Origin of the sequence: Paenirhodobacter sp. CAU 1674 (genome assembly GCF_029222945.1) — a bacterium.
Taxonomy (GTDB): Bacteria; Pseudomonadota; Alphaproteobacteria; order Rhodobacterales; family Rhodobacteraceae; genus Rhodobacter.
The window spans coordinates 311376-336609 of record NZ_JARHUH010000002.1; the positions used below are offsets into that span (position 1 = coordinate 311376).

The following is a 25234-nucleotide window of genomic DNA, read 5'->3' on the forward strand; positions in this document are numbered from 1 at the left end:
ATTCGGCTGCCGCTCATATTCGAAGCCCGGTCTTTAGGGGCAGTCGGGCCACAAGTCAATTGATCTCGGGCGTTTTTTCGCGTCCCTCTCGCCCCCGGCGACGGAACACGCCCGTTCACGCGATTGATACAACAGGTGGCGGGGTTTCGCCAAGCGCAAGGCACGCCTATTTAATGCGGGAAGCATTTGGTATTTCATTGGAAATGCCGATGGTAACGGTGATGGCGGGCAACACGCCGCGATGTGACGGAGAAATGGCGATCAACACGCTCTCGGGGCGATTTCTGATTCTGACGACGCTGTTCGTCGTGCTGGCAGAGGTGCTGATCCTTTTGCCGGGTTTGGCCAATTTCCGTGAAGATTACCTGCTGACGCGTCTGGAACGGGCCCAGATCGCCTCGTTGGCGCTGCTGACCACCGACCAGATGATCGAACCCGAGCTGGAGCAGGAACTGCTTGCCAATGCGGGGGTCTTCAACGTCGTTCTGCGCCGCGATGCGGTGCGCCAGCTGGTGCTGTCGTCGCCGATTCCGCAGCAGGTCGCGGCCAGCTACGACCTGCGGGAAACACCAGAGTGGCAATTGGTGCGCGATGCGCTGGCGTTGCTGGTCGATGCCGAAAATCATGTGATCCGGGTGATCGGCGATCCGGTGCAGAAGGGCGGTCTGGTGATCGAGGTCACCATGGAAACCGGGCCGATGCGCGTGGCGATGATGGAATATGGCGTGCGGCTGCTGGCGCTGTCGGCGGCCGTGTCGGTGGTGACGGCGCTGTTGCTGTTTGCGCTGGTGCGGCGGCTGATGGTCGTGCCGATCAAGCGCGTCGTCGCGCATATGGCCGCCTATGCCGAGGCGCCCGAGGATGGCCGCCGGATCATTGCCCCGACCGCGCGCGTGGCCGAACTGCGTGTGGCCGAAGAGGCGCTGGCCTCGATGCAGCGGCAACTGACCGCCGCGTTGAAGCAGAAGGAACGTCTGGCGCAGCTGGGGCAGGCGGTGGCCAAGATCAGCCACGATCTGCGCAACATCCTGACCACGGCGCAGCTGTTCGCCGACCGGATGGAGGATTCGCAGGACCCGGCCGTGCAGCGCGCCGCGCCCAAGCTGATGAATTCGATCGGCCGGGCGGTCAACCTGTGCGAAACGACGCTGACCTTCGGGCGCGCCGAGGAGCCTCCGCCCACGCTGTCGCGGTTCATGCTGGCGGGGCTGGTGTCCGAGGTCGTCGAGGGCGAGCAGCCCCCCGCCGATGCCGCCCAGATCGACTTCGTGATCGACGTGGCGCCGAATCTGGCGATCCGGGCGGACCGCGAACAGCTGTATCGTGTGCTCTCCAACCTGGTGCGCAACGCGCGTCAGGCGATCGAGGCCACCGGCATTCCCGGTACCATCGAGATCGGCGCCGGCGAAGAACCTGAGGGCTGGTGGATTCGGGTGCAGGATACCGGCCCGGGCCTGCCGCCCCGCGCGCGCGAACATCTGTTCCAGCCGTTCTCGGGCGGGGTGAAGAAGGGCGGCACCGGGCTTGGGCTTGCGATTTCGGCCGAACTGGTGCGCGGTCATGGCGGGCGGCTGGATCTGGTGCGCACCGATGAAACCGGCACCGAATTCAAGCTGCACCTGCCGCAGGAACTGGCCCTGGACCCGGTCGCAGATTGAGCGACGGAAAGTTCGCGCTGCCGCGTGTCAGCAGTGTGAGCCGCGGCGATAGCGGCAGGAGTTCAGGAGAGAATCATGTCTTTGCGTGCATGGGCCACCCCGTTGGTGATCGGCTCGTTTCTGGTGATGGCGGTGACCGGGGTGTTGATGTTCTTTCACCTCGAGATCGGGCTGATGAAAACGGTCCATGAATGGGCGGGGTTGGCGATGGTTGCGGGCGGGGTGGCGCATGTCGTGCTGAACTGGCGTGCCTTTACGCTGTATTTCAAGCGCCCGGTGGCCAGCACGATCATGGCGTTGGGTGCCATCGTCCTTGGCCTGTCGACGGTGCTGTCGGGCGGTGAAGGCGGTGGCAATCCGATGGTCGCCGTGATGGGCGGGCTGGGGCAAAGCCGGATCGAGCAATTGGCCGTGCTGCGCGGCGAAGACCCGCAGGCGCTGAGCGCCCGTCTGCAGCAGATGGGCTACACCGATGCGGCGCCGGATCAGACCGTGGCGGCCCTGTCGGGCGGCGACCGCGGGGCGCAGGGCGCAATCCTTTCCGCGATCTTCACGCAGCAATAAGCCCGCAACAGGTTACGGGGCGCGAAAATGCGCCCCGTGCATTTTTCTGTCATTTAGCCCTTGCAAACCCCCGGCGCGGTCGCTAAATCCGCCCTCACAGTGGACCCGTAGCTCAGCTGGATAGAGCATCAGACTACGAATCTGAGGGTCGGGCGTTCGAATCGCTCCGGGTCCGCCATTTCCCCCTCTCTTCGCGACTGGCTAGGCATTGCGCCGAATTTACCGGCGAATTCATGGGCTTGCCCTCGTCGGCCGGACGCTGCGCCGATACGGGTTTCTGCGACTGCAGCCTGCTTTCACCAACTCGTCGCATGACCGTCACAAAACCGTAGTGCGGGCTTGGCACAGAGCGCTCAGGCAACAGCGAGGAGCCCGCCATGCCCGACCGCAGCCATCGCTCGGCGCAACCGCGTCCCGGACCCCGCCGACATCTGCGCAGCCTGTTCGTGTCAGACCTGCATCTTGGCGCGCGGGGCAGCAAGGCCGGGGCCTTCTTGAAATTCCTGCAAGGGGTCGAGGCCGAGACGATCTTTCTGGTCGGCGACATCCTCGACATCTGGCACTGCGGCAAGGTGCATTGGAGCGAAACTCACGATGCAATCCTGCAAGAACTGCGCGACCGGCAGGCGGCGGGCACCCGGGTCGTCTATCTGCCGGGGAATCACGATGTGGCCCTGAAAGCGCAGTATGGCAGCGATTTCGACGGGTTCGAATTGTGCGAAAGCCTGACCCATGAGGCCGCCGATGGCACCCGCTATCTGGTGCTGCATGGCGATCAATGCGACGCACGGATCTTTCGCTGGCATCTGATGACGCGGATCGGCAGCCGTGTCGATGGCTGGCTGCGCGCCCTGGACGCCTGGTTGCGCCGACAGCTGAACTCGACCGCCGAGCGCGGGGTGATAGAACTGGCGCTCTCGGGGGTGAATTCGCTGATGCTCGCCGGGAACAGGTTCGAGGAACGTCTGGCTGACATGGCGCGTGCGGGGGGCCATGACGGCGTGATCTGCGGACATTTTCACAAGGCCGCGCTGCATCTGCGCGACGGCATCACCTATGCCAATTGCGGTGACTGGATCGACAGTCTGACCGCGCTGGCCGAAACGGCCGACGGTGCATTGCAACTGATGCAATGGGATGGGCTGGCATATGCGGCGGCGCAGGATGCGGCGCAGGCGATCGGAGTTTCTTCATGACTGCAGTTCTGATGGGGGTGCTGGCGCTGGTGGTGATGGGCACGCTGGCTTTGCATCTGGGATCGGCCGCGCTGACCGCGTGGCGCTATCTGCGGCCCGCGCCGCCCGCCGGGGGCTATCCGGGGCGGCCTTTCGTCAGCCTGATCCGTCCGGTCTGCGGGCTTGACCGCTACGATGCCGAGACGCTGGAAAGCAGTTTTGCGCTGGATTACCCGGATTACGAAATCCTGTTTTGCGCGGCGCGCGAAAGCGACCCCGCCGTGGCGCTGGTCCGCGACCTGATTGCCCGCCACCCCGAGGCCCGGGCACAGTTGCTGATCGGGGAAGAGCGCATCAGTTCCAACCCCAAGCTCAACAATCTGGCCAAGGGCTGGGCCGCGGCGCGGGCCGACTGGATCGTGCTGGCCGATTCGAACCTGCTGCTGCCAGCGGATTACCTGGATCAGCTGTTTGCCGTCTGGCGCCCCGACACAGGGCTGGTCACCAGCCCCCCTGCCGGGATCCGGGGGCAGGGGCTGTGGGGGGCGGTGGAATGCGCTTTCCTGAACAGTTTTCAGGCGCGCTGGCAACTGGCGGCCGATCAGGTCGGGCTTGGGTTTGCACAGGGCAAGACGCTGATGTGGCCGCGTGACGTGCTTGATCGTGCCGGGGGGTTGGCGGCCCTTGGTCACGATCTGGCCGAAGACGTGGCCTCGACCAAGGTGGTGCGCGCGCAGGGGCTGCGGGTGCGTCTGGCGCGCCGGGCCTTCGCGCAGCCGATCGGGCCGCGCCGCCTGGCCGATGTCTGGGGCCGGCAGTTGCGCTGGGCGCGGGTGCGGCGGGATGGTTTCGTGGGGCTGTTCGTGCTGGAGATCCTGCTCGGGCCGGTGCCGCCGGTGCTGGCCATGCTGGCGCTGGGCTGGGGGGGCTGGGTGCCGGCGCTTCTGATGCTGTGGTATGGTGCGGAAATCGCGCTGGCCCGGCTGGCGGGGTGGCCGTGCGGGCCGCGTGACTGTGCTGCGATGGTGCTGCGCGATCTGGCGCTGCCGGTGCTGTGGCTGGACACCTGGGCGCGGCGTGGCTTCGACTGGCGCGGCACCGCGATGCTGCCCGTCGCCGAGGCGGAGGCTGCGCATCCTTTGCGCCCGGGCACTTCTGTGGGGGCGGCCGAATGACGATGCCGGGCGAGATGCGCGCGGATCTGCCCCGCCGTGTCAGTTGCGTGATTCCGGCTTACAACGAGGCGCCGCGGATTGCGCGGGTGCTGGGGGCGGTGCTGGGACATCCGCTGGTGGATGAGGTGATCGTCGTCGATGACGGCTCGCACGATGGCACTGCCGAGGTGGTGGCGGGTATCGGTGGCGCGCGGCTGATCCGTCTGACGCAGAATGGCGGCAAGACCGCCGCCGTGGCCGAGGGCGTGGCGGCGGCCCGCCATGATCTGGTGATGCTGCTCGACAGTGACCTTCTGGGCCTGGATGCGCATCATCTGAGCGCGCTGATCGCGCCGGTTCTGGAGGGCGCGGCGGATGTCTCGATCAGCCTGCGCCGCAACGCCCCGCTGCCGTGGCGGCTGATCGGGCTGGACTATATTTCGGGCGAAAGGGTGCTGTCGCGTCAGCATCTGGGGGACTTGGCCGCGTTGCGCAACCTGCCCCGCTTCGGGCTGGAAGTGCATATGAACCGGTTCTGGATCGCCCAGCGTCTGCGTGTCGCCGTGGTGTGCTGGCCCGAGGTCGAAAGCCCGTTCAAGTCGGCCAAGCATGGTGCCTGGCAGGGGCTTTGGGCGGATCTGCGCATGCTGTGCGACATGTTTCGCACCGTGCCCCTGCATCGGGCGACCGCACAGATCTGGGCGCTGCGCCGCCAGCGGATCAAACCTGTGCCGGAGCTTCGGGGCGGACGGAAAATTCCCACGCAAACCGTGCCGGGCGCGGTGAAGTAGCGGCGCCTGTCCCCGCAGCTGCAATCCGCCCCGGCCAGCAAGTGTTGCGGCGGGCACCCCGTCCGGCAGGCCTGGCCGACAATGAAAAACCCGCGCCCGGAAACCGGACGCGGGTGCTCACTGAAAGGCCGGGCGCTCAGGCCTTGGGGCTGGCCTCCAGCGCATCTTCGAAGGTGCGCAGACCGGTGCGCGGGGCCTGCACCAGCACGGCCATGTTGCCGGGCTTATGCTCGTTGCGCAGCATCTTGGTGTGCGCTTTCGGAATTTCCGCCCAGGGGAAGACTTCCGACATGCAGGGGTCGATGCGGCGCTCGATCATCAGCTTGTTGGCGGCCGAGGCTTGCTTGAGGTGCGCGAAGTGCGAGCCTTGCAGACGCTTCTGGTGCATCCACATGTAGCGCACGTCGAAGGTGCAGTTGAAGCCCGAGGTGCCGGCGCAGATCACGACCATGCCGCCCTTCTTCACCACCAGCGAGCTGACCGGGAAGGTCGCTTCGCCCGGGTGTTCGAAGACCATGTCGACGTTCACGCCCTTGCCGGTGATGTCCCAGATCGCCTTGCCGAACTTGCGCGCTTCTTTCAGCCAGGTGTTGTACTCTTCCGAGTTCACCTTGGGCAGCTGCCCCCAGCACTTGAAGTCCTTGCGGTTGATCACGCCCTTGGCGCCGAGGCTCATCACGAATTCGCGCTTGTCCTCGTCCGAGATCACGCCGATGGCATTCGCGCCGGCCGCGTTGATCAGCTGGATCGCGAAGGAGCCGAGGCCGCCCGAAGCGCCCCAGACCAGCACGTTCTGGCCGGGTTTGAGGTCATGCGGCTCGTGGCCGAACAGCATCCGGTAGGCGGTCGCCAGCGTCAGCGTGTAGCAGGCGGCCTCTTCCCAGGTCAGGTGCTTGGGGCGCGGCATCAGCTGCTGGGCCTGCACGCGGGTGAATTGCGAGAACGAGCCGTCGTTGGTCTCGTAGCCCCAGATCCGCTGGCTGGGCGAGAACATCGGGTCGCCGCCGTTGCACTCTTCGTCGTCGCCGTCGTCCTGGTTGCAGTGGATCACCACCTCGTCGCCCACTTTCCAGCGGGTGACCTTGTCGCCGACTTTCCAGACGATGCCCGAGGCATCCGAACCGGCGATGTGATAGGGCTGCTTGTGGCCATCGAAGGGCGAGATCGGCACGCCCAGACCGGCCCAGATGCCGTTGTAGTTCACGCCGGCGGCCATCACGAGGACCAGCACTTCGTGGCTGTCGATTTCCCAGGTGGGCACCACCTCGACCTGGAAGGATTGCTCGGGCTCGCCATGACGTTCGCGGCGGATCGCCCACGCATACATGTTCTTCGGCACATAGCCCAAGGGCGGCATCTCGCCGATTTCATAGAGGTCTTTTTCCGGCGCTTCATAGGGCGCGATATTGGTGTTCACGTCGAGGGCCATGAGCATCTCCTGTTAGCGTCGCCGCGCCGCAGAATCGGGCGAGGATCGGAAACCGAGATACTTCCGCCTGCGCAACAATGCAATGCCTGACGTTACGATTTTGTAATTTTCTGTCTCGCTCGATTTTGGGCTGTGCAAGCTCTTCCCTGTATTTGCTTGGAAAGCCGCAGCGTGGCAAAATGCGGCGCCCGTGCCGCAGCGCGGCGAATTGACAGGGATATATTCTTTCGCATATCAGGGCGTAACCCGCAATTTTGTTGCGGAATTAGATTCGACCGGGACCGGAGGCCAGCATGACCGAGATGACCAAACCCGCCAAGGACAAGCCGTGGCTGTTTCGCACCTATGCGGGCCATTCGACCGCCGAAAAGTCGAATGAACTCTATCGCACGAACCTGTCCAAGGGGCAGACCGGCCTGTCGGTGGCCTTCGATCTGCCGACCCAGACCGGCTATGACAGCGATCATGTCCTGTCGCGCGGCGAGGTCGGCAAGGTCGGCGTGCCGGTCTGCCATCTGGGCGACATGCGCGCGCTGTTCGATCAGATTCCGCTGGAACAGATGAACACCTCGATGACGATCAACGCGACCGCGCCCTGGCTGCTGTCGCTCTATATCGCCGTGGCCGAGGAGCAAGGCGCCGATGTCTCGAAACTGCAGGGCACGGTGCAGAACGATCTGGTGAAGGAATATCTGTCGCGCGGCACCTATATCTGCCCGCCCAAGCCCAGCCTGGCGATGATCACCGATGTCGCCGCCTATACCGCGCAACATCTGCCGAAATGGAACCCGATGAACGTGTGTTCCTACCACCTGCAGGAAGCGGGCGCCACGCCCGAGCAGGAGCTGGCCTTCGCGCTGGCCACCGGCATCGCGGTGCTGGATGACCTGAAGAATAAAGTCCCGGCCGCGGGCTTCCCGGCGATGGTGGGGCGGATTTCCTTCTTTGTGAACGCGGGCATCCGTTTCGTCACCGAAATGTGCAAGATGCGTGCCTTCACCGAGCTGTGGGACGAAATCTGCCGCGAACGCTATGGCATCGAGGAAGAGAAATACCGCCGCTTCCGCTATGGCGTGCAGGTCAACAGCCTGGGCCTGACCGAGCAGCAGCCGGAAAACAACGTCTACCGCATCCTGATCGAGATGCTGGCCGTGACCCTGTCGAAAAACGCCCGCGCGCGCGCGGTGCAGCTGCCGGCCTGGAACGAGGCGCTTGGCCTGCCGCGTCCCTGGGACCAGCAGTGGTCGCTGCGCATGCAACAGATCATGGCCTATGAAACCGACCTGCTGGAATATGCCGACCTGTTCGACGGCAACCCCGCCGTGACCGCCAAGGTCGAGGAACTGAAGGCAGGTGCGCGCGCCGAGCTGGAAACCCTTGATGCGATGGGGGGCGCGATTGCCGCCATCGACTACATGAAAGGCCGTCTGGTCGAAAGCAACGCCGAGCGGATCAACCGCATCGAGGCCAACGAAACCATCGTCGTGGGGGTGAACCGTTGGCAGCAGGGCGAACCCAGCCCGCTGACCGCAGGCGATGGCGGCATCATGGTCGTCGATCCGGGCGTCGAGGCCGATCAGGTCGCGCGGCTGCAGGCCTGGCGCGGCGCACGCGATGCGGCCGCCGTTGCCGCAGCGCTCAATCAGCTGAAGGCCGATGCGAAAGCGGGCAAGAACATCATGCCCGCCTCGATCGCCGCCGCGAAGGCCGGGGTTACCACCGGCGAATGGGCCGGCGTGATGCGGGCCGTGCATGGCGAATACCGCGGCCCGACCGGCGTGTCGCGCAGCCCCTCGAACAAGACCGAAGGTCTGGACGACATCCGCGCGGCCGTCGATGCGGTCAGCACGCAACTGGGCCGCCGCCTGAAATTCCTGGTCGGCAAGCCGGGCCTTGACGGCCATTCGAACGGCGCGGAACAAATCGCCTTCCGCGCCCGCGATTGCGGCATGGACATCACCTATGACGGCATCCGCCTGACGCCCGAACAGATCGTCGCCAAGGCGATCGAGGACGAGGCGCATGTCGTGGGTCTGTCGATCCTGTCGGGCAGCCACATTCCGCTGATCGAAGAACTGATGGAGCGGATGCGCGCTGCGGGGCTTGATCATGTGCCGGTCGTTGTGGGCGGCATCATCCCCGACGAGGACGCGGTGAAACTGCGTGGGTTCGGCGTGGCGCGGGTTTACACGCCCAAGGATTTCGAACTCAACCGGATCATGATGGATATCGTGGCGCTCGCCACCCCGGCCTCGGCGGCGGCCTGATCTCGGCGCTGGGGGTTTTGCACCCCCAGACCCCCGCAGGATATTTTCACCAGAAAGAAGCCGGCCGGGCTGTTTTCTTTCTGGCGGAAATATCCCCGCCGGAGGCATCCGCCCTCGCCGATTTCGCGCCTTTCGGTGGGCGCGCGCGCCCTGTAAGGTCGCGGCCATGAACAGCCCTGCGATTACCTTTTCCGAAGATCAGGCCGAGGCCTGGGATGCCGTGGCCTCTGCGCTGGAGGCGGCGGGCGTCGATATTGTCGAAGGCAGCCTGTCGCCCGATGGCGGCGGCAATCGCGTGCTGTCGGTGATCGGCAAGGCCGGGTCGGGCAAGACGATGCTGCTGGCCGCGCTTTACAAGGCGCTGGAGGAAGCCGGGGTTGATCTGGTTTCGGGCGATTTCGAGGGCAAGCGGCGCCGCGACCGGCGCACGCTGGCGATCTTGGCCCCCACCAACAAGGCGGCCTCGGTGCTGCGGGGGCGCGGGGTTCCGGCAACGACGATCCACCGCATTCTTTACACCCCGGTCTATGACCCGGAATACGAGCGGATCGCCGAATGGCTGGCCGGGCAGGGCGAGCGCCCCAAGGTCGATATGCTGGGCATCAACGGGCTGACCGAAGAGGCGCTGGACCGTGCCAAGGCGTTTTACGACCAGTATAAATCCATCCCCGCGGCTTTGGCCTCGGCGGGGCTGCGCGGATCGGATTTCATCAATGGCTGGAAGCGGCGCGAAGACCCGCTCGACATCGGATTCGTCGACGAGGCCTCGATGCTGGATGAACGCCAGTTCGACGACCTGCGCGAGATTTTCCCGACGCTGGTGCTGTTTGGCGACCCCGCGCAGCTGGCGCCGGTAAACCAGTCCGGGCAGATGTGTTTCGAACGTCTGCCGGATTCGCAAAAACATGTTCTGCATCGCATTCACCGCCAGACGCAGGACAATCCGATCCTGGATCTGGCGCATGCGCTGGCCGATGAGAGCCTGAGTTTCGAAGGCTTCGAGCGAATGATCGAGAAAGCCGCAGCGAACGACCCGCGCGTCGTTTGGGCGGAACGGGTGGAAAGCGATCTGATGGCGCGCAGCCCGGTGCTGGTCTGGCGCAATGCGACGCGGATTCGTCTGATCACCGCCTTCCGCGCGGCGCATTCCGCGCCCGCCGACATGTTGCTGCCGGGCGAGCCGCTGATCTGCGACGGGATCGAATTGCCGCTGAAACACCGCAAGAAACGCATTGATCTGGAAGCGCGGGGCCTGATCAAGGGCGCGCAGGTGATCTATCTGGGGCCGGGCAAGAAGCCCGGGTTTTCGCGTCTGCATGTGATCGGCGCCGAAGATCCGCGGCTGTCGGCGGCGTCGATCGTCAAGATCGAACTGCCCGACGAGGAAGAGCCCTTCATCCCCTTCGCCGCGCGAATGGGGGCGACCTTCCTGCATGGCGCGGCGGTGACGATCCACAAGGCGCAGGGCAGCCAGTGGCCCGATGTGCAGGTCTTCGCGCCCGATATTTACGCCGCCGCCCGCGCCGGGCGGATGGAGGCGGGGATTCCGCTGTGGAAACGGCTGGCCTATGTGGCGATCACCCGGGCCGAACACCGGCTGCTGTGGGTGACGCGGGCGCGGCTGGCGCGGCCCTCGGCGCCGCTGTCGACCGACGATCTGCCCACGGGGGCGGTCGCGCTGAAACTGGAACGCGAGGAAGACGGCTGAGGAGACAGGACATGCCGGTGATGGTGGTGACGGGGGCGAGCGCGGGGATCGGCCGCGCGGTGGCCGAGGCGGCGCTGGCGGCAGGCTGGCAGGTGGCGTGTCTGGCACGGCGCGCGGCACCGCTGGCCGAGGTGGCGGCGCGGGGCGACGGATTGGCGCTGGCCTGCGATGTCGCGGATCGTGCCGCGGTCGAGGCGGCTTTCGCGCACACGGTGGCGCGGTTCGGCCGGATCGACGTGCTGTTCAACAATGCGGGCGTGTTTCCGCAGGGCGCGCTGATCGACGAGATGGACCCCGACGACTGGACCCTGACACGGGCGGTCAATCTGGACGGCATGGTATGGTGCGCGCGTGCAGCCTTTGCGCAGATGCGCGCGCAGGCGCCGCAAGGCGGGCGGATCATCAACAATGGCTCGATCGCGGGGCAGGTGCCGCGGCCGCGGTCGCTGGCCTATACCGTGACCAAGCATGCGATCAACGGGCTGACCAAGCAGCTGGCGCTGGACGGGCGCGATTTCGGCATCGCCTGTGGGCAGATCGACGTGGGCAACGCGCGCACCGATCTGGCGGCGCGGATGGAGGCGGGGGTGCTGCAGGCCGATGGCAGCATCCGCCCGGAGCCGATGATGGAGGTGGGCGATGTGGCGGCGGCGGTGCTGCATATGGCCAGCCTGCCGCCCGGGGCCAATGTGCTGAACATGACGGTGATGGCGACCGCGATGCCCTTCGTCGGTCGCGGTTAGGTGCGGATCAGGCGGAACACCGCCGCCGCCGCCCAGCCCGCAAACACCGCCAGTGCCAGCGACAGCGCGCCGTAGATCGCCGCGTGATCGCGCGAGAGGGTATAAAGCCACCGCTCCAGCCCGACTTTGCGCACATAGATCGCGGTGCGGTATTGGTCGACCAGTTGTCCATCGCGCAACAGGAAGATGCGCGTCTTGTAATCGCCCTCGATCAGATTGGCCGGCAGGGTGAAATCGGCGCGGAACAGGGTATTTTCCAGAATCGTGACCGCTGCTTCATCCAGATGATACAGCCCCTCTTCCTGACGGATGCGCAGGAGGGCCTCGGTGAAGGGGCGCGCATCGGCAACCTCGATCGGTCCGGCGAAGGAGCGCATCGCCAGCGGGATCGAGATGCGCTGGCTGACATCGACATTGGGATCAAGGATCTCGGCCAGCGGGGCACTGCTGGCAACCGCATAATAGCTGGGGGCCGCGGCCACACCCACGGAATCGGTGTTCACCCAGATCCCCATCTGGCGCGATTTGCGGCGGATGGTGACCGACCCCGGCGGGCCCTCTAGTGTCACGATGATGCCCATGCGATCGCTCGTGGGCTCTGGCTCGAAGCGTTTGATCGCGCCGTAGATCAGGATTTCGGAGCCGTTGAACGACGCCGTGATGCCGATATTGTCGTGGCTGAGTCCCGCGACCACCTCTTCGGCGCGGGCGGGCAGGGCAAGCGCCAGCAGGATGATCAGCGCGCGGATCATTCGAACGCCCCGGGGAACAGCGAGAACAGTTCGGACGGGCGCAGCAGCAGGTCGAGCCCGAGCTTGCCCGCGACCAGGATCACCAGCAGCGCAAGCAGGATGCGCAGTTGTTCGGCCTTCAGTCGCGCACCAAGCCGCGAGCCGATCTGCGCGCCGATCACGCCGCCGACGATCAGCAGAAGCGCCAGCATCACATCGACCGACTGGTTGGTGATCGCATGCATCATCGTGGTGAAGGCTGACACGAACAGGATCTGGAACAGAGAGGTGCCGATCACGACCTTGGTCGGCATCCCCAGCAGATAGATCATCGCGGGCACCATGATGAAGCCGCCGCCGACGCCCATGATCGCGGCCAGAACCCCAACCACGATCCCCACCAGCATCGGCGGGATCACCGAGATATACAGCCCCGAGGCGCGGAACTTGACCTTCAGGGGCAGCTTGTGGACCCACAGGTGTTGATGCCGTTTGGCGCGCTTTCCGCCGCGCTTTTCCCGGCGCATCGCGCGCAGCGATTCCTGCAGCATCAGCAGGCCGATCGAGCCCAGAAACACCACATAGGCCAGTTGCACCGCAAGGTCGATCTGGCCCAGCCGGGTCAGCAGGTTGAAGACCCAGATCCCCATGCCCGAGCCGATCAGACCGCCGATCAGCAGCACCACGCCCATCGGCACATCCACCGCCTTGCGCTTGAACTGTGCCAGCACGCCCGACACCGAAGAGGCCACGACCTGATTGGCGCCGGTGGCCACGGCCACGGTGGGCGGAATGCCGATGAAGAACAGCAGGGGCGTGATCAGAAAGCCGCCGCCCACGCCGAACAGGCCCGACAACAGCCCGACCAGCGTTCCGAGGCCCAGAAGCAGGGCGGCACTGACGGAGACCTCAGCGATAGGGAGGTAGATCTGCATGGGCAGCCCGGTTGGTGTTTGAGGGTCAGTCTTGCCTGCCTTGGGCACGGTGTCAAACCCCGGTTTCCGTCAAGGAAAGCGCGGGGTTAAAGGTTGCGTAAATATCGTCGCAAAACCCGCTCCAGCTTGGCCGCGCCCACCGGGGCCATCGCCTTTGTGTGCTCGTGGCTGATGTTTTCGGCAGACAGGCCCGCGCCCATGTTGGTGACCACCGACACGGCCGCGACCCGCAGGCCCAGGAACCGCGCCAAGATCACCTCGGGCACGGTCGACATGCCCACCGCATCGGCCCCCAGAACGCGCGCCGCCCGAATCTCGGCCGGTGTTTCAAAGGACGGCCCCGAGAACCAGCAATACACGCCTTCGGGCAGGGCCACGCCCTCGGCGGCGGCGGCGGCGGCAAGGCCTGCGCGCATTTCGGGGTCATGGGCCTCGGTCATCGGCACGAAACGGGCGTCCGACGGCTCTCCGATCAGGGGGTTGGTGCCGGCGAATGCGATGTGGTCGTTCAGCGCCATCAGATCGCCCGGCCCGATGTCAGGACGCAGGCTGCCCGCCGCATTGGTCAGCAGCAACTGCCCGCAGCCCAGATCGCGCAGGATTTCCAGCGGCAGGCGCATTTCGGCGGGATTGCCGTGTTCGTAGTAATGCGCCCGGCCGCCGAAGACGGCGACGCGCACGCCCTCCAGATCGCCGATCACCAGTTTCGGGTTGTGCCCCGACACGCCCGCCTGCGGAAACCCCGGCAGATCGGAATAGGGGATCGCCACGCCCTGCACCTCTTCGGCCAGATGGCCCAGCCCCGAGCCCAGGATCAGCCCCAGGTGCGGGGCCGCATCGCCCGCGCGGGCGCGGATCAGCGCGGCGAGTTCAGCGCTCTTTGACATAGGGTTGGCCTCCGGCACGGGGGGGGATGGCGCGCCCGACGAAGCCCGCCAGCACGATCACGGTCAGAATATAGGGCAGGGCGTCCAGCGCGGGCACCGGGATGGCCATGCCGAAGGTGCCCTCGATCACATCGGGGCGCAGCGCCAGCGCCTGAAAGAAGCCGAACAGCAGCGTCGCCATCAGCGCATACCACGGCCGCCATTTCGCAAAGATCAGCGCGGCCAGCGCGATATAGCCGCGCCCGGCGGTCATTTCCTTGCCAAAGCCCGCCTGCAACCCGGTGGCCATATAGGCGCCCGCCATGCCGCAGAGGATGCCGGTGATCATCACCGCCGTATAGCGCAGCCGGATCACCGACACGCCCGCGGTATCGACCGATTCTGGGTTCTCGCCCACCGCCCGCAGCCGCAGCCCGAAGCGCGTGCGATAGAGCGCCCACCACGTCAGTGGAACCGCGACGAAGGCGGCATAGACCAGGAAGGAATGCCCCGAGATCACCTCGGCATAGAACGGCCCGATCAGCGGCACCTCGCGCAGCGTGTCGACAAAGGGCAGGGTGATCGGGTTGAACCGGGCGTCGCCGGTCAGCGGCGGCGTGCGGCCGCCCTGATGGAACAGCGATTGCGCGACCAGAACCGTCGCCCCCGAGGCCACGAAGTTCAGCGCCACACCGGAAATCAGCTGATTGCCGCGGAAGGTGATCGAGGCGAGCCCGTGAACGATCGAAAACAGCACAGAGCCGCCGATCCCCGCCAGCAGCCCGATCCAGACACTGCCGCTGAGCGCCGCAACCGCGCCCGAGGCCATGCCCGCCATCAGCATCTTGCCTTCCAGCCCGATGTCGAAAATGCCCGAGCGTTCTGAAAACAGCCCCGCCAGACAGGCCAGCAGCAGCGGCGTCGCAAAGCGCACGGTGGTGTCGAGGATCTGCAGAAGCGTTGCGTAATCCATCACAGGGCCTCCTTAGTGCGGGGCCGGAAGAAGACGCCCAGCATCATCCGCACCATCGTGTCCAGCGCACCGGTGAACAGGATCACCAGACCCTGCAACAGCAGCCGCAGCTCGATCGGGATCGAGGTCATCAGCCCCATCTCGGCCCCGCCCTGATAGAGGAAGCCGAACAGCAACGCGGCCAGAAACACCCCGATCGGATGGTTGCGCCCCATCAGCGCCACCGCGATGCCGATGAAGCCCGCGCCCTCGGCCGAGTTCTGCACCAGGCGGTGCGCCTCTCCCATCACGTTGTTGATCGCCATCATCCCGGCCAGCCCGCCCGAGATCAGCATCGAGACCATCACCACCTTGAACGGCGAGATCCCGGCATAGACCGCGGCGCTTTCGGATTTGCCGAAAGCCCGGATTTCATAGCCAAGCCGGGTGCGCCACAGCAGCAGCCACACCCCCCAGCAAGCCGCCAGCGCGACGAAGAAGCTGACATTCGCGGGCACGCGTTTGGAAAAGATCAGGCTCAGCCCGGGGATTTCCCCGAAATTCGGCAGTTCCGCCCCGGTGGGGAAGCGCGCGGTGGCCGGGTCCATCTGACCCGCCGGGCGCAGCACCTCGACCAGCAGATAGACGATCAGCGCGGCCGCGATGTAGTTGAACATGATCGTGGTGATGACGATGTGGCTGCCACGCTTGGCCGCCAGATAGGCCGGGATCGCGGCCCAGGCGGCACCGAAGGCCGCAGCCCCCACCGTCGCCGCCGCCAGCGCCAGCGTCCAGTGCGGCCAGGGCAGCGCCAGGCAGACCAGTGCCACGCCCAGGCCGCCGATCTGCGCCTGGCCTTCGCCGCCGATGTTGAATTGCCCGGCGTGGTAGGCGACCGTCACCGCCAGCCCGGTAAAGATGAAAGAGGTCGTGTAGAACAGCGTATAGGCGATGCCGCTGGCCGAGCCGAAGGCGCCATCCACCATCACCGTCACGGCTTCGATCGGGTCATTGCCGATCGCCAGAATCACGATCGCCGAAATGATCGCCGCCAACAGCAGCGAGATCAGCGGCACCAGCACCACATCGGCCCAGGTCGGGAGCTTTTCCATCAGGCGGCCTCTCCTTTGCCGGCATCGGTCACGCCCGCCATCAGCAGACCCAGCTCGCGTTCGTTGGTGTCGGCGGGCAGACGCTCGCCCATGATGCGGCCGTCGAACATCACCGCGATCCGGTCGGACAGCGACAGGATTTCATCCAGTTCGACCGAGACCAGCAGCACCGCCTTGCCCGCATCGCGCAACTCGACGATGCGCTTGTGGATGAATTCGATCGCGCCGATGTCGACGCCGCGCGTGGGTTGGCCCACCAGCAGCAGGTCGGGGTTGCGCTCGATCTCGCGGGCCAGCACGATTTTTTGCTGGTTCCCGCCCGAAAACGATTTGGCGGGCAGTGACGGGATCGGCGGGCGCACGTCGAAGCGCTCCATCGCGCCTTCGGTCTTTTCAACGATGCCCGCGTTATCCATCACCACCGCGTTCTTCTGATATTCCGGCGCGTGGTGATAGCCGAAGATCATGTTTTCCCAGGCGGCGAAATCCATGATCAGGCCCAGATGCTGCCGGTCTTCGGGCACATGCGCGATCCCGCGCGCACGCCGCGACTGACCGTTGGAATGCTTGCCGGTCAGGTCGATTTCCTGGCCGTTGATGCGCACCGTGCCGGTGCCTTTCTGAATTCCGCCCAGAACGCCCAGCAATTCGGACTGGCCGTTGCCCGCGACCCCGGCGATGCCCAGAATCTCGCCCGCGCGGACCTGCAGGCTGATGCCCTTGATCCGTTCGACCTTGTCTTCGTCGACCACATGCAGAGCGGCGATTTCCAGCACCGTGGCGCCGGGATTGGCGGGGCCCTTGGGCACATGCAGCAGCACCTTGCGCCCGACCATCATTTCGGCCAGCTCTTCGGGGCTGGTGGTGTCGGTCTTCACGGTCGCGGTCATCTCGCCGCGGCGCATCACCGAGACGGTATCGGTGATTTCCATGATCTCGCGCAGCTTGTGGGTGATCAGGATGATGGTTTTGCCCTGGGCACGCAGGTTGTCCAGAATGCGGAACAGGTGGTCCGCCTCGGCGGGGGTCAGAACGCCGGTGGGTTCATCCAGAATCAGGATGTCGGCCTGACGATACAGCGCCTTGAGGATTTCGACGCGCTGCTGGTGGCCGACCGAAAGTTCCTCGACCACGGCGTCGGGGTCCACGTCCAGTTCGTATTCCTCGGCCAGATGCTGCAGCGTCTTGCGCGCCTTGGAAAGGGACGGGCGCAACAGCGCACCATCCTCGGCGCCCAGGATGATGTTTTCCAGAACGGTGAAGTTCTGCACCAGCTTGAAATGCTGAAACACCATGCCGATACCGGCGCGGATCGCGGCCTGACTGTCGGGGATCTGGGTCGGGCGGCCGTGGATGATGATTTCACCCGCATCGGCCTTGTAGAACCCGTAAAGGATAGACATCAGCGTGGATTTGCCCGCGCCGTTTTCGCCGATGATCCCGTGGATCGTCCCCGGCATCACCCGGATCGAAATGTCCTTGTTGGCCTGAACCGGCCCGAAGGCTTTCGAGATGCCGCGCAGCTCGATCGCCGGAGCGAGGGCGGCAGTGTCCTGCCGCGCCTCCGTGGTCTGTGCGCCCGTCATTATTCGACCGGGCAGGTATTGTCCGACATGTAGTCATGCACGGTGATCTCGCCCGCGATGATCTTGGCGGCGGCGGCATCCACCGTCGCCTTCATCTCGTCGGTGATCAGCGCGGCGTTATCGTCATCCAGCGCATAGCCCACGCCCTCGGCCTTGAGGTCCATCACATGGATCCCGGTTTCCAGCGTGTCGCCCGCCTTGAAGGCCTCGTAAACCGCGTTGTCCACGCGCTTGAGCATCGAGGTCAGGACCTTGCCGGGGTGCAGATAGTTCTGGTTGCTGTCCACGCCGATCGACAGGATGCCTTCATCCGCGGCGGTTTGCAGAACGCCGATGCCGGTGCCGCCCGCGGCGGCATAGATCACGTCTGCGCCCTGGCTAATTTGCGCCTTGGTCAGTTCGCTGCCCTTGACCGGGTCGTTCCAGGCGCTCGGCGTGGTGCCGGTCATGTTCTGGATCACCTTGGCGTCGGGGTTGACCGCCTTCACGCCCTGCACATAGCCACAGGCGAATTTGCGGATCAGCGGAATGTCCATGCCGCCGATGAAGCCGACCGTGCCGGTCTTCGAGGCCTGCGCAGCCATCATGCCGACGAGGAACGAGCCCTGCTCTTCGGTGAAGACGACCGAGCGGACGTTGGGCTGATCGACGACCATGTCGATGATCGCGAATTTGGTATCCGGGTAGTCGGGGGCCACGGTGTTCAGAACATCGCCGAAGGCAAAGCCGGTCATCACGATCGGGTTGGCGCCCGACTCGGCCAGACGGCGCAGGGCCTGCTCGCGCTGGGCTTCGGACTGCATCTCCAGTTCTTTGTAGCTGCCGCCGGTCTCATCAACCCACTTCTTCGCGCCGGTATAGGCCGCCTCGTTGAAGGATTTGTCGAATTTGCCGCCAAGGTCGTAAATCAGTGCCGGATCGGCGAAGGCCGCGCCGGTGCAAAGCGCCAGCGTGGCGGCCGCGCCGAGAAACTGTTTCATAAGGGTCATTGGTCACTCCCGGTCATTGTTTGCACATTCCTTGCGGAACGCTGTTGGCAGGCTGATGGGCCCGCGGACCACAGGGATTAGGGCCGGGATTGCCGGGGGGGTCAAGCGTGATTTTGCGCGCGCGGGGCGGTGCTTGGCGGCTTTTTGAGCGCTCGGTCAAACTTCGGCGGGCCGCAGCGGCAGGGTCAGCACCAGCGCATCGACGCGCGCGCCCTCGGGCGTGTGGTAATAGCCGCGCCTGCGCCCCGATTCCCGCCAGCCCGCCGCTGCGTAAAGCGCGCGCGCGGCGGTATTGTCCTCGGCCACTTCCAGAAAGGCGCTTTCGCCGCCGCGCTCTTGGGCGGTGGCGGCGAATTGCGCCAGAAGCGCGCGGCCGGTGCCCTGACGGCGGGCCTCGGGCGCGGTGCAGATGGTCAGCAACTCTGCCTCACCGGCGATCACCCGGCCCAGAACGAAGCCCTGAGAATCGCCCTGCAGGAAACAGAGGGGCGCCGTCAGGAATTCGGCGAATTCCGCCGCCGACCAGGGGCGCGGGGTGGTGAAACAGCGCTTGTGCAGGGCAGCAAGGGCCTCGGGGCTCATCGCGTCAATCCAGAATGACCGGCGGCGGGTCGGATGGCGGCGCCGCATCGGCCGAGCGCAGGTAAAGCGGGGCAGGGCGCGGCTGCGGCGTATCGGCGCGCGCCGCGGCCAGCCGGGCGATCGCCGTGGCCAGCTCGGCGGGCGCGATCCCTTCGCGCAGGGGCATATGGCGTTGCGCCGCCTCGGCATCGGCCTGTGCGCGCGGCATCATCTGCGGGGCATCCGCGCCGGTCGCCGTGAAATCCTGCACATAAACCTCGTCGCGCCGGGCGTCGATCTGGGCGCGCAGCGGGCGCGGCTGACCTGCGGCAAGCGCGTCGAGCGTGCTGACCCCCACCGCTGGAATCCCCAGTGCCAGCGCCAGCCCGCGCGCGGCCGAGACCGAAATCCGCACGCCGGTGAAGTTGCCCGGTCCGATGCCGACGCCGATCACCGCCAGATCGCGCCAGCCGATGCCCGCGCGTGCCAGCATCTCGTCCAGCAAGGGCATCAGCCGTTCGGCCTGGCCTTTCGGCATGTCTTCGGCGCGGGCCTCGATCAGGCGTTCACCATGCAACAAAGCGGCCGCGCAATGCGCGGCCGATGTGTCGAAGCCCAGGGTCCAGCGCTTAGCTTGCAACGGGGCGCACCTCGGTCACCTCGGGGATGTAGTGACGCAGCAGGTTTTCGATGCCCATCTTCAGCGTCAGGGTCGAGCTGGGGCAGCCGGCGCAAGCGCCCTGCATGTGCAGGTAAACCACGCCACGTTCGAACCCGTGGAAGGTGATGTCGCCGCCGTCCTGCGCCACCGCCGGGCGCACCCGGGTATCCAGCAATTCCTTGATCTGCGCCACGATCGCGCCATCTTCGCCGGAATGTTCGGCGTGCCCGCCGGTCGCGGGGCCTTCGCCTTCCATCACCGGGGCGCCGGACTGGAAATGCTCCATGATGGCCCCCAGGATCGCCGGTTTGGCGTGTTCCCAGGCGGTCGCGGCATCTTTTGTCACGGTCACGAAATCCGATCCGAAGAACACGCCGGTCACGCCCGCAACGGCAAAGATCCGTTGCGCAAGCGGCGATTTCGCGGCCGCCTCGGCACTTTGGAAATCGGCGGTGCCGACTTCAAGCACGGTCTGGCCGGGCAGGAATTTCAGCGTGGCGGGGTTCGGGGTGGTCTCGGTCTGGATGAACATCGGCGCCTCCTTGGCTTGGGGCACATATGCGGCGCCCGAGCGAATTAATCAAGTATTGCGGCTCGATCGCCCTGCGGGCAAATCGGCGCAGGCGGTCAGGTGATCGCCTCCAGCCGCTCTTTCGACATGTCGCCGGGCACCACGGTCAGCGGGATCGGCAGGTTGCCCGAGTTGCGGCTCATCTGCGTGACCAGCGGGCCGGGCCCGGCCTTGTCGGTGCCCGCGCCCAGAACCAGCACGCCGATCTGCGGGTCTTGCCGGATCACGTCAAGGATCTCGGTCACCGGCTCTCCCTCGCGGATGATGAGTTCGGGGTCGACGCCCTGCCGGTCGCGCATCCATTTCGCGAACACCTCGAAATGCGCCTCGATCCGTTCGCGCGCCTCTTCGCGCATGATCTCGGCCACGCCGATCCAGTGCTGGTATTCCTCGGGCGGGATGATCGACAGGATCGCCACGCCCGCGCGGGTATGATTGGCCCGCATCGCGGCATAGCGCATCGCGTTCAGGCATTCGCGCGTATCGTCAAGCACCACCAGAAACTTGCGCATGGGATCTCCTTTGATCTGCGCCGATCATTGCGCCGGGCCGGGCGTTTGGCAACCGTGCTGCGTTACAGCGGGCAGCTGGCCGCCCAGTCCCAATACATCTCGCGGATGCGTTTGGTGACGGGGCCGTGGTCGTAGCGCACCTCGTCGAAGGCCACGACCGGGGTGACCTTGGCGAAGTTGCCCGACAGGAACACCTCGTCCGCCGCGCGGAAATCATCGAGCGTGAGGACGCATTCGCGCACCTCCATGCCATTGTCGCGCAGGTTCTCGATGTGGCGCGCGCGGGTCAGGCCGGACAGGAAGGTGCCGTTGGCGATGGGTGTCATCACCACGCCGTCGCGGACCATGAACACGTTGGCCGTGGCCGATTCCGCGACATTGCCCATCGCATCCTGCACCAGCGCATTGCCAAAGCCCTTGCGCTTGGCCTCGACCAGCATCCGCGCGTTGTTCGGATACAGGCAGCCGGCCTTGGCGTTGCAGACGTTGTCGGCCAGCACCGGGCGGCGGAAGCTGGTGGTGGTGATCGTCGTGGTGGCCTCGGCGGGCGGCATCGGCACCTCTTCGAGGCAAAGCGCAAAGCCGGTCACGCCTTCCAGCGGCGCGATGCCCAGTTCCGAGCCGTGGATCGCCCAATACATCGGCCGCACATAAACGGCCGCGTCGCGGGGATAGAGGCGCAGGCCTTCGCGCGCGATCTCGACCATCTCGGCGGGGTCGATCGTGGGGGTAATCATCAGCGCCTCGGCCGAGCGGTTGGTGCGCGCGCAATGGGCGTCCAGATCGGGGATCAGCCCGTCGAACATCCGCGCCCCGTCAAAGACCGAACTGCCCTGCCAGATGCCGTGATCGGCGGCGCGCATCACCGGGATGTCGCCTTCGTGCCAGCTGCCTTCGAACCAGGTGCGGATATTTTTCCCAAATGACATAGCGTGTCTCCTTTGGCGCGCACTCTAAGCACCGGGGCGCGGCAAGGTCCAGATCTGGCTTGTATCGGTGTCAAAGTGCGGCGCGCCAGACGCTGGGCGTCACCCCGCGATGGGCCCGGAATGTGCGGGTCAGGTGGCTATGATGGGCAAATCCGCAGGCGGCGGCGACCTCGGCCAGCGGCGTGCCGTCCGCGATCAGCGCCTCGGCCCGGGCGATCCGCCGCGTCTCGACATAGCGCTGCGGGCTGAGGCCAAGCGTGGCGGTGAACATGCGTTGAAAATGGAATTCGGACAGCCCGGCCTGCGCGGCCAGATCGGCCAGCGGCAGGGCGCTGTCCAGAGTGTCCTCGATAAAGGTGCAGATCCGGCGCCGCACCGCCGGGGCCAGACCGCCGCGCAGCGGTTCGGCGCGCAGGTTTCCCAGCCCGGGTGCGGTCAGCAGATGGTGCATCAGATCCAGCAGGGCGGCGCGGGCGGCCAAGGGGCGCGCCTGCACCGCGGCAAGGGTGCACAGATGCGTGGCAAGGTCCGGCGCGGTGGCGAAGGTCAGTTCCGGCAGGTCGATCCGGGCGGGCGCGTGCCCCAGCGTTTCGGCCGCGAAGTGGCGCAATTGCGCGTCGGGCAGATACAGATGCAGGAAGCGGAAGGCGCCACCGATTTCCCAGTCGGACTGCGCGCCTTGCGGCATGATGCAGACCGCCCCGGGCGCCCCGGTGATCCGCCCCCGGTCCAGCCTGCGGCATTCCTGACCGTTCTCCAGATAGAGGCTGAGCACATGCATCCGGGTGTTTTCATAGCGCACCCGGTCGCGCGTGTTCGACCAGACCGCCAATGCAGCCCCCGCGCCCAGATCGCGCGCGGCTTCCAGCCGCGCGTTCGAGCGGCTGAGGCTTTCGAAAACGGTTGCGGTCGCGGCCATGAGTGCCCCTTTCCCGGCCCTTTTAGCAGCGGCGGCGTCGCGCCGGAACGGGGCCTGAAGCGACGCGTGAAAATAGCCGCAAGATCGTGCAAGCGCACCACCGCAGGCCGTGGCATAGCCCCGTCAAAGGAGCCTGCCATGACCCTGATGCTGTTTGTCGCTACCGTGCTGATCTGGGGCACCACCTGGATCGCGATCTCGTTTCAACTGGGTCCGGTGCCTGTGCTGGCCTCGGTCTTCTACCGCTTTGCGCTGGCGGCGGTGCTGATGCTGCCCGCGCTCGCGCTGACGGGGCGGCTCACGGCGGTGCCCTGGCGGCAGCACCGGTTCATCGTGTTGCAGGGGATCTGCCTGTTCTCGCTGAATTTCATCTGCTTTTACAATGCCACGCGGTTCATTCCCTCGGGCCTGGTCTCGGTGATCTTCTCGCTCGCCACGATCTATAATGCGGTCAATGCAAGGCTGATCTTTGGCGATACGATCCGTCCGCGCGCGTTGCTGGCCACGGGCCTTGGGGCGGCGGGACTGGGGCTTTTGTTCGCGCCCGACCTGATCGGCCATCAGGTGAATGGCGACACGCTGCGCGGGATGGGGCTGGCGGCGCTTGGCACCTTGTTCTTCAGTCTGGGCAACATGGTGTCGCGGCGCAATTCGGCGGCGGGGATTCCGCCGCTGACCGCGAATGCCTGGGGTATGGGCTATGGCGCGCTGATCCTGCTGGCGATCGTGGTGGCAACGGGCACGCCGCTGCCACCGCCGCCCGACCTGCGCTATTGGGGGGCGCTGGCCTATCTGTCGATCTTCGGCTCGATCGTGGGCTTCACCACCTATCTGATGCTGGTGGCCCGGATCGGCACCGGGCGCGCGGCCTATGCGACGGTGATGTTCCCGGTGATCGCTCTGATCGCGTCGAGCCTGTATGAGGGCTTCGTGTGGACACCGCTGGCGTTGGCGGGGTTGGGGCTGACGCTTGCCGGCAATGCGGTCATGTTCGCGCCAGCCCGAAAACGGCGCCTCAGTCCCGGGGCGCCTCTGCCAGCAGGGCGTGCAAATCCAGATGGGCGTTGACCATCTTCAGGTTGCCCTCGGCGTCGCGCGGCCAGTCCTCGGGCGCGCGGTCACGATAGAGTTCGACCCCGTTGCCGTCCGGGTCGCGCAGATAGATCGCCTCTGACACACCATGATCGGCGGCACCTTCCAGCGGCACACCCGCCGCCACGACCCGGCGCAGCGCATCGGCCAGCTGGGCGCGGTCGGGATACAGGAACGCGGTGTGATAAAGCCCGGTCGTGCCCGGTGCAGGCGGCTTGCCGCCCTTGCTTTCCCAGGTGTTCAGCCCGATGTGATGATGATAGCCGCCCGCGCCCAGAAATGCCGCCTGGGTGCCGAACCGCTGTTGCAGTTCAAAACCCAGAACGCCGGAGTAAAAGGCGATGGCGCGCTCCAGATCGGCGACTTTCAGGTGGACGTGGCCGATGCGGGCCTGCGGATGGATGGGGTTGGTCATTGGGGTCTCCTGCCGATGTACGGGTGTTGATGCGAAGATAGGCGCAGGGCTGGGTGTGCGCCATTCGAGAAAATCGCTCAGAATTTGTGTAAATTTGCACATTTATTCACGCCCCGGTTGTGCGTGCGCGTTAAGGGTTCGGTAGACAGGTTTCCCTTAGTCCTGTTGGCATGATGAAGCCCGCACGCCAGATCCAGCCCTCGTTCGCCCGCAGTGTCGCGCTTGCGCTGCCGTTTCCCGGGCGCTTTGTCCAAGGCCGCCCCTTCGCGGCACGCCGCCCTGCTGGAACGCGGCAGATCGGGCTGTCGAAACGGCTGTTCGACGTTGTGCTGGCGCTTCTGCTGCTGCCGCTTCTGGCGCCGGTGATGCTTGTCGTCGTGGTGGTACTTGCGGTGGCGCAGGGCCGCCCGTTCTTTCATGTGTCCGAACGCATGAAATCCCCGACCGAGGGGTTCGCGCTGTGGAAATTCCGCACCATGACGGTGGATGCGGCCGATGGCGGCATCTCGGGCGGGCACAAGGCGGCGCGTATCACGCCGATCGGGCGGATCCTGCGCAGGACGCGGGCGGACGAGTTGCCGCAACTTTGGAACATTCTGAAGGGCGATATGAGCTTCGTAGGCCCGCGCCCGCCGCTGCGCGCGTATGTGGAGCGGTTTCCGGGGATCTATGGACTGGTGCTGAAATCGCGTCCCGGTGTGACCGGGCTAGCCTCGCTCCACTATCACCGCCATGAAGAGCGGTTGTTGGCGCGCTGCACCACGCCCGAGGAAAGCGACGGGGTCTATGTCCGCTCGTGCATGCCCATGAAGGCCCGACTCGATCTGATCTATCAGGACCACGCCTCGCTCGGTTTCGATATTCTACTGCTGCTGCGCACGATCCGGCGTGTCCTGAGCTGATGGTCAGGGGAA

General features: G+C 65.7%; 25 protein-coding genes and 1 tRNA gene. 11 read left to right on the forward strand and 15 right to left on the reverse strand.

What is annotated here, in order from left to right; all coding sequences use genetic code 11:
* The first annotated feature begins 254 nt into the window (after nt 1-254).
* The 6 genes from P2G62_RS03730 (at nt 255) to P2G62_RS03755 (ending at nt 5342) form a co-directional block, all read left to right on the forward strand.
* Nucleotides 255-1658, forward strand: a complete 1404-nt coding sequence (locus tag P2G62_RS03730) for a HAMP domain-containing sensor histidine kinase (RefSeq protein WP_275733653.1) — start codon at nt 255-257, stop codon at nt 1656-1658.
* A 75-nt stretch (nt 1659-1733) separates the two neighbouring features.
* Nucleotides 1734-2222: a DUF4405 domain-containing protein gene (locus tag P2G62_RS03735; protein WP_275733525.1), complete on the forward strand. Its 489-nt coding sequence runs from the start codon at nt 1734-1736 to the stop codon at nt 2220-2222.
* A gap of 101 nt (nt 2223-2323) precedes the next feature.
* Nucleotides 2324-2400 (forward strand) — tRNA-Arg (locus P2G62_RS03740).
* A gap of 199 nt (nt 2401-2599) precedes the next feature.
* On the forward strand, nt 2600-3418 hold the full coding sequence (locus P2G62_RS03745; protein ID WP_275733526.1) for a UDP-2,3-diacylglucosamine diphosphatase: 819 nt from the start codon (nt 2600-2602) through the stop codon (nt 3416-3418).
* Entirely contained in the window at nt 3415-4572 is a 1158-nt protein-coding gene (locus P2G62_RS03750; protein WP_275733527.1) for a ceramide glucosyltransferase, read from the forward strand. The genes P2G62_RS03745 and P2G62_RS03750 overlap by 4 nt, the downstream gene beginning before the upstream one ends.
* A complete protein-coding gene (locus P2G62_RS03755) occupies nt 4569-5342 on the forward strand; it encodes a glycosyltransferase (RefSeq protein ID WP_275733528.1) in 774 nt (257 codons plus the stop codon). Before P2G62_RS03750 ends, P2G62_RS03755 begins: the two co-directional genes overlap by 4 nt.
* Nucleotides 5343-5478: 136 nt before the next feature.
* On the opposite strand, the gene ccrA is transcribed toward P2G62_RS03755, so the two are convergent.
* Nucleotides 5479-6771 (reverse strand): crotonyl-CoA carboxylase/reductase, encoded by a 1293-nt coding sequence (gene ccrA, locus P2G62_RS03760; protein WP_275733529.1) that lies wholly within the window; start codon nt 6769-6771, stop codon nt 5479-5481.
* 302 nt (nt 6772-7073) lie between these two features.
* Between ccrA and P2G62_RS03765 the strand changes: the two genes are divergently transcribed.
* From P2G62_RS03765 to P2G62_RS03775, 3 genes are all read left to right on the forward strand, one after another.
* Nucleotides 7074-9038, forward strand: a complete 1965-nt coding sequence (locus P2G62_RS03765; protein ID WP_275733654.1) for a protein meaA — start codon at nt 7074-7076, stop codon at nt 9036-9038.
* Between the two features lie 166 nt (nt 9039-9204).
* Entirely contained in the window at nt 9205-10746 is a 1542-nt protein-coding gene (locus P2G62_RS03770; protein ID WP_275733530.1) for an AAA family ATPase, read from the forward strand.
* An 11-nt stretch (nt 10747-10757) separates the two neighbouring features.
* A complete protein-coding gene (locus tag P2G62_RS03775; protein WP_275733531.1) occupies nt 10758-11489 on the forward strand; it encodes an SDR family oxidoreductase in 732 nt (243 codons plus the stop codon).
* Here P2G62_RS03775 and P2G62_RS03780 read toward each other — a convergent pair.
* From P2G62_RS03780 to P2G62_RS03840, 13 genes are all read right to left on the reverse strand, one after another.
* Nucleotides 11486-12241 (reverse strand): TIGR02186 family protein, encoded by a 756-nt coding sequence (locus P2G62_RS03780; protein ID WP_275733532.1) that lies wholly within the window; start codon nt 12239-12241, stop codon nt 11486-11488. The two genes, P2G62_RS03775 and P2G62_RS03780, sit on opposite strands and share 4 nt — an antisense overlap.
* Nucleotides 12238-13155: a sulfite exporter TauE/SafE family protein gene (locus P2G62_RS03785; RefSeq protein WP_275733533.1), complete on the reverse strand. Its 918-nt coding sequence runs from the start codon at nt 13153-13155 to the stop codon at nt 12238-12240. The genes P2G62_RS03780 and P2G62_RS03785 overlap by 4 nt, the downstream gene beginning before the upstream one ends.
* A gap of 86 nt (nt 13156-13241) precedes the next feature.
* Nucleotides 13242-14042, reverse strand: coding sequence for a purine-nucleoside phosphorylase (locus tag P2G62_RS03790; protein ID WP_275733534.1), 801 nt, complete (start codon nt 14040-14042; stop codon nt 13242-13244).
* Nucleotides 14026-14994 carry an ABC transporter permease gene (locus P2G62_RS03795; protein ID WP_275733535.1) on the reverse strand — a complete coding sequence of 323 codons (969 nt, stop codon included), beginning with the start codon at nt 14992-14994 and terminating at the stop codon, nt 14026-14028. Before P2G62_RS03795 ends, P2G62_RS03790 begins: the two co-directional genes overlap by 17 nt.
* Entirely contained in the window at nt 14994-16085 is a 1092-nt protein-coding gene (locus P2G62_RS03800; protein ID WP_275733536.1) for an ABC transporter permease, read from the reverse strand. Before P2G62_RS03800 ends, P2G62_RS03795 begins: the two co-directional genes overlap by 1 nt.
* Nucleotides 16085-17671 carry an ABC transporter ATP-binding protein gene (locus P2G62_RS03805; protein WP_275733537.1) on the reverse strand — a complete coding sequence of 529 codons (1587 nt, stop codon included), beginning with the start codon at nt 17669-17671 and terminating at the stop codon, nt 16085-16087. The genes P2G62_RS03800 and P2G62_RS03805 overlap by 1 nt, the downstream gene beginning before the upstream one ends.
* Nucleotides 17671-18660, reverse strand: a complete 990-nt coding sequence (locus P2G62_RS03810; RefSeq protein ID WP_275733538.1) for a BMP family ABC transporter substrate-binding protein — start codon at nt 18658-18660, stop codon at nt 17671-17673. Before P2G62_RS03810 ends, P2G62_RS03805 begins: the two co-directional genes overlap by 1 nt.
* Before the next feature lie 156 nt (nt 18661-18816).
* The gene (gene rimI, locus P2G62_RS03815) at nt 18817-19242 is read right to left on the reverse strand and encodes a ribosomal protein S18-alanine N-acetyltransferase (protein WP_275733539.1); all 426 of its coding nucleotides are present in this window, start codon (nt 19240-19242) and stop codon (nt 18817-18819) included.
* A 4-nt stretch (nt 19243-19246) separates the two neighbouring features.
* Complete coding sequence (gene tsaB / locus P2G62_RS03820; protein ID WP_275733540.1) at nt 19247-19861, reverse strand: tRNA (adenosine(37)-N6)-threonylcarbamoyltransferase complex dimerization subunit type 1 TsaB; 615 nt, start codon at nt 19859-19861, stop codon at nt 19247-19249.
* Nucleotides 19851-20414, reverse strand: coding sequence for a NifU family protein (locus P2G62_RS03825; RefSeq protein ID WP_275733541.1), 564 nt, complete (start codon nt 20412-20414; stop codon nt 19851-19853). The genes tsaB and P2G62_RS03825 overlap by 11 nt, the downstream gene beginning before the upstream one ends.
* Nucleotides 20415-20509: 95 nt before the next feature.
* Entirely contained in the window at nt 20510-20965 is a 456-nt protein-coding gene (locus P2G62_RS03830; RefSeq protein ID WP_275733542.1) for a universal stress protein, read from the reverse strand.
* 62 nt (nt 20966-21027) lie between these two features.
* A complete protein-coding gene (locus P2G62_RS03835) occupies nt 21028-21894 on the reverse strand; it encodes a branched-chain amino acid aminotransferase (protein ID WP_275733543.1) in 867 nt (288 codons plus the stop codon).
* 70 nt (nt 21895-21964) lie between these two features.
* Nucleotides 21965-22813 (reverse strand): AraC family transcriptional regulator, encoded by an 849-nt coding sequence (locus P2G62_RS03840; RefSeq protein ID WP_275733544.1) that lies wholly within the window; start codon nt 22811-22813, stop codon nt 21965-21967.
* 138 nt (nt 22814-22951) lie between these two features.
* On the opposite strand from P2G62_RS03840, the gene P2G62_RS03845 reads away from it, so the two are divergent.
* Nucleotides 22952-23881 carry a DMT family transporter gene (locus P2G62_RS03845; RefSeq protein WP_275733545.1) on the forward strand — a complete coding sequence of 310 codons (930 nt, stop codon included), beginning with the start codon at nt 22952-22954 and terminating at the stop codon, nt 23879-23881.
* Here P2G62_RS03845 and P2G62_RS03850 read toward each other — a convergent pair.
* On the reverse strand, nt 23829-24320 hold the full coding sequence (locus P2G62_RS03850; protein WP_275733546.1) for a VOC family protein: 492 nt from the start codon (nt 24318-24320) through the stop codon (nt 23829-23831). The two genes, P2G62_RS03845 and P2G62_RS03850, sit on opposite strands and share 53 nt — an antisense overlap.
* Nucleotides 24321-24616: 296 nt before the next feature.
* Here P2G62_RS03850 and P2G62_RS03855 point away from each other — a divergent pair, with 296 nt between their 5' ends.
* Nucleotides 24617-25222 (forward strand): sugar transferase, encoded by a 606-nt coding sequence (locus P2G62_RS03855; RefSeq protein ID WP_275733655.1) that lies wholly within the window; start codon nt 24617-24619, stop codon nt 25220-25222.
* Nucleotides 25223-25234: the final 12 nt, after the last annotated feature.